6 protein-coding genes are annotated in these 3,210 nt (G+C 41.2%); 5 read left to right on the top strand and 1 reads right to left on the bottom strand.

What is annotated here, in order from left to right:
* Positions 1-135 precede the first annotated feature (135 nt).
* From PN447_RS05365 to PN447_RS05345, 5 genes are read left to right on the top strand one after another with little or no spacing between them, the layout of a single operon-like run.
* Positions 136-447, top strand: a complete 312-nt coding sequence (locus PN447_RS05365) for a tetratricopeptide repeat protein (RefSeq protein ID WP_271761425.1) — start codon at positions 136-138, stop codon at positions 445-447.
* Between the two features lie 47 nt (positions 448-494).
* Positions 495-620, top strand: coding sequence for a hypothetical protein (locus PN447_RS05360; protein WP_271761423.1), 126 nt, complete (start codon positions 495-497; stop codon positions 618-620).
* Positions 621-676: 56 nt separating this feature from the next.
* Positions 677-1,012 carry a cytochrome c6 PetJ gene (gene petJ / locus PN447_RS05355; protein ID WP_271761420.1) on the top strand — a complete coding sequence of 112 codons (336 nt, stop codon included), beginning with the start codon at positions 677-679 and terminating at the stop codon, positions 1,010-1,012.
* 50 nt (positions 1,013-1,062) lie between these two features.
* Complete coding sequence (locus PN447_RS05350; RefSeq protein ID WP_271761418.1) at positions 1,063-2,082, top strand: aldo/keto reductase; 1,020 nt, start codon at positions 1,063-1,065, stop codon at positions 2,080-2,082.
* A 27-nt stretch (positions 2,083-2,109) separates the two neighbouring features.
* Positions 2,110-2,574, top strand: coding sequence for a VOC family protein (locus PN447_RS05345; protein ID WP_271761416.1), 465 nt, complete (start codon positions 2,110-2,112; stop codon positions 2,572-2,574).
* A gap of 62 nt (positions 2,575-2,636) precedes the next feature.
* Here PN447_RS05345 and PN447_RS05340 read toward each other — a convergent pair whose 3' ends face one another.
* Positions 2,637-2,990 carry a phenylpyruvate tautomerase MIF-related protein gene (locus PN447_RS05340; protein ID WP_271761414.1) on the bottom strand — a complete coding sequence of 118 codons (354 nt, stop codon included), beginning with the start codon at positions 2,988-2,990 and terminating at the stop codon, positions 2,637-2,639.
* Positions 2,991-3,210 lie beyond the last annotated feature (220 nt).

The following is a 3,210-nucleotide window of genomic DNA, read 5'->3' as shown; positions in this document are numbered from 1 at the left end:
TTCGCGTCGGCAGTAGTCTCAATTCAATACTTTATATCACTCTATTATATATCAAGTAGTTGATTTTTTACTAAAAATATATGGATTCTTGTCAATACAAGTATAGTTTTGTCTATGAAATTGTCAACTTAGGACTTGCTCAACACCAATGATCATAGAGCTTACTTTAATCGGGGTTGTGCTGAGGGCAGAAATGGCGATCACCTGGGTGCCATCCACAATTTTTCCCAAGTTATCAAACTTGAGCCTGGCTATGCCCCAGCTTACCTAAATCGGGGCATGGCTCGATATCATTTAGGATATAATCAAAGTGCGATCGCCGACCTGAAAAAAGCATCGGAATACTTTCAAAATCAGGGAAAAAGTATCGCCTATCAAATAACTATCGACTTACTTCACAATTTGCAACAAAAAATCGAATTGCTCACGGAAATCGCCCTGTTATAATACCCTTAAAGAAATTTAAACTGAAGCCTTCTATAACCTACCGAGAAATGAAGCGAGCGATCGCAGTTTATCAATACCTAAATAGTAGCGTGCAAGAACGCCTCAGAGAAGACTTTGACAAACAAGACACCTTTTGTGAGCGGGTATCTTACCTGCTCATTAGCGTAGGTTGACAAGCTCCCCTATGATATTGATAGCCACATCAGTATTCAGTATTCGGAGTAATTTTGTGCACAGACTGTTGATATTGTCAATAACCACAATATTCCTGTTAATAAATAATTTTACCCTGCCAGCCATGGCAGCAGACATCAATCATGGTGCAGAAATTTTTAGTATTCATTGTGCCGGATGTCATATCAACGGCGGTAACATTATCCGACGGGGAAAAAACTTGAAAAAGCCCGCCCTAGAAAAATATGGTATGAACACCATAGAAGCAGTCACATCTATAGTCACCAACGGCAAAAATAATATGTCAGCCTACCAAGACCTCCTCACCCCAGAGGAAATACAAGCAGTAGCGTACTATGTACTCCAACAAGCCGAAACCGGTTGGCGTTAAACACCCACAACTGATATCTCCAGTTTGTATAAAAATCAAAGATTAAAAATATGCTATTACCACCACAAAGCCGACTGCAATTCACCCCCGACCTAAATATTTGTCGCATTTTAAATGGGATGTGGCAAGTTTCCGGCGGACACGGACGCATTAACCCCAAAACCGCAATAGACACCATGTTTCAATACGTGGATGCAGGTTTTACCACCTGGGATTTAGCAGACCATTATGGCCCGGCGGAAGATTTTATTGGTGAGTTTCGCCGTCAAGTGATTAAAACCCGTGGTGAACAGGCTTTAGCTCAGATCCAAGCCTTCACTAAATGGGTACCTCGTCCGGGAAAAATGACCAAAAAGCTCGTAGAGGAAAATATCAACATCTCCCTCAAAAGGATGGATGTAGGATCTTTAGACCTAATGCAGTTTCATTGGTGGGAATATCGAGATACAAATTATCTAGATGCCCTTAAGTATATGGCAGAACTGCAAACTGAGGGTAAGATTAAGCATTTAGCCTTAACTAACTTTGATACGGAACACCTGAAAATTATTGTCGATGCAGGGATTAAAATAGTTTCTAATCAAGTACAATTTTCTGTAGTTGACCGCCGCCCCCTAGTGAATATGGTCCGGTTTTGTCAAGACCATGATATCAAACTCTTTACTTACGGTTCTCTGTGCGGTGGTTTGTTATCAGAGAAATATTTGGGTAAATCAGAACCGCGAGGAAGTGAATTAGCTACAGTTAGCTTAAGAAAGTATAAAAATATGGTAGATGCTTGGGGTAATTGGCAGTTATTTCAAGAGCTGCTATCTACACTCAAGCAAATTGCTCAGGCTCATAATGTCAGTATTTCTAACGTAGCCACACGTTATATTTTAGATCAGCCATCTGTAGGAGGTGTGATCATTGGCGCAAGATTAGGTATATCTGAACACATAGAAGAGAATGGAAAAATATTTAGTTTTACCCTAGATACACAGGAAAGCGATCGCATTAATTCTATTTGCAGCCAGTCACGGGATTTATATCAATTAATTGGCGACTGTGGCGACGAGTATCGGCGATAACTATAACCAACAGGAGCAGTTTCTAGTATGCAACCTAGCACTACGGCCAAGCCCACCCTCATAGGCGGGAATCTCCGTTCTATCCACCATATTGCCCTCAATGTCAAGGATATGCAAGCTTCTCGGTACTTTTACGGTACCATTTTAGGTTTGCATGAACTCACAGGGGAGGAAGTACCAGCCACCTTAGTAGAACTGGTGAATACAGGAAAAGTCGCTAACTTTGTCACCCCCGATGGGACAATTTTAGATTTATTCTGGACACCGGAATTATCACCACCGGATCCCAATCCAGAAAAAACCTTTACCAGAGCATACCATCTCGCCTTTGACATAGATCCGCGATTATTTGAGTCAGCTGTCACAGTCCTCAGAGAAAATCACATTGCGATCGCCCATGGCCCTGTGACTCGTCCTACAGGTAAAGGTGTATACTTTTATGATCCCGACGGGTTTATGCTAGAAATTCGCTGCAATCCTACATCAGGTTGAAAATATCAACTAGTCTGGTGGGTACACCCTGCTGAAGCAGAACTCGCAGGGTAGCATCTTAACTAACCAAAAGTTGAGTTGTTCCAACCCCACATTGTAGCCTTAACATCGACAAATTCTATATAAATCCGATTTTCTGGGACACCTAAATAATGGTGAATCTTTTGGCAAAACTCATGAGTCATGGCTTGAGTTTGCTGATGTTTCATAGTTCCTATGCTTTTAATTTCAATATAGCAAGCCGGGTCTGTAGTCCCTGCAAAGGTCATAGGAATACCTGACTCAAAGGAGGTCATCACGTAAGATTCAGATTTGCCTAAATGTTGTGCTAACTTGCTAGATAAGTTTTTCAGCATGCTTTCAACATCTGCTTTGTGAGGCATAGATACAGAAGTTTGGACTTTGATTAAAGGCATGGTATTGAGTTAAAATTACAGTTTCTGTGCATATTGTGCATATATTTAACTTTATCGGACTCCGGGTGAAATAGATATAGCTGCTATATAAAACCTAGACAAAGCTAGACTTTACTTTCTACTTCAACGGGAGCATGGGAGCGGTTATCCCTGGTGTAGACTTGCACGCCCTAGCCAGACGCGATATTTCTCAAGTTAAGATTTACAAGAAAGACTACCG

Source organism: Anabaena sp. CS-542/02, assembly GCF_028331085.1.
Lineage (GTDB): Bacteria > Cyanobacteriota > Cyanobacteriia > Cyanobacteriales > Nostocaceae > Anabaenopsis > Anabaenopsis arnoldii.
The sequence above is the reverse complement of the archived record's forward strand: the minus strand, read 5'-3'. Positions and strand labels throughout refer to the sequence as shown.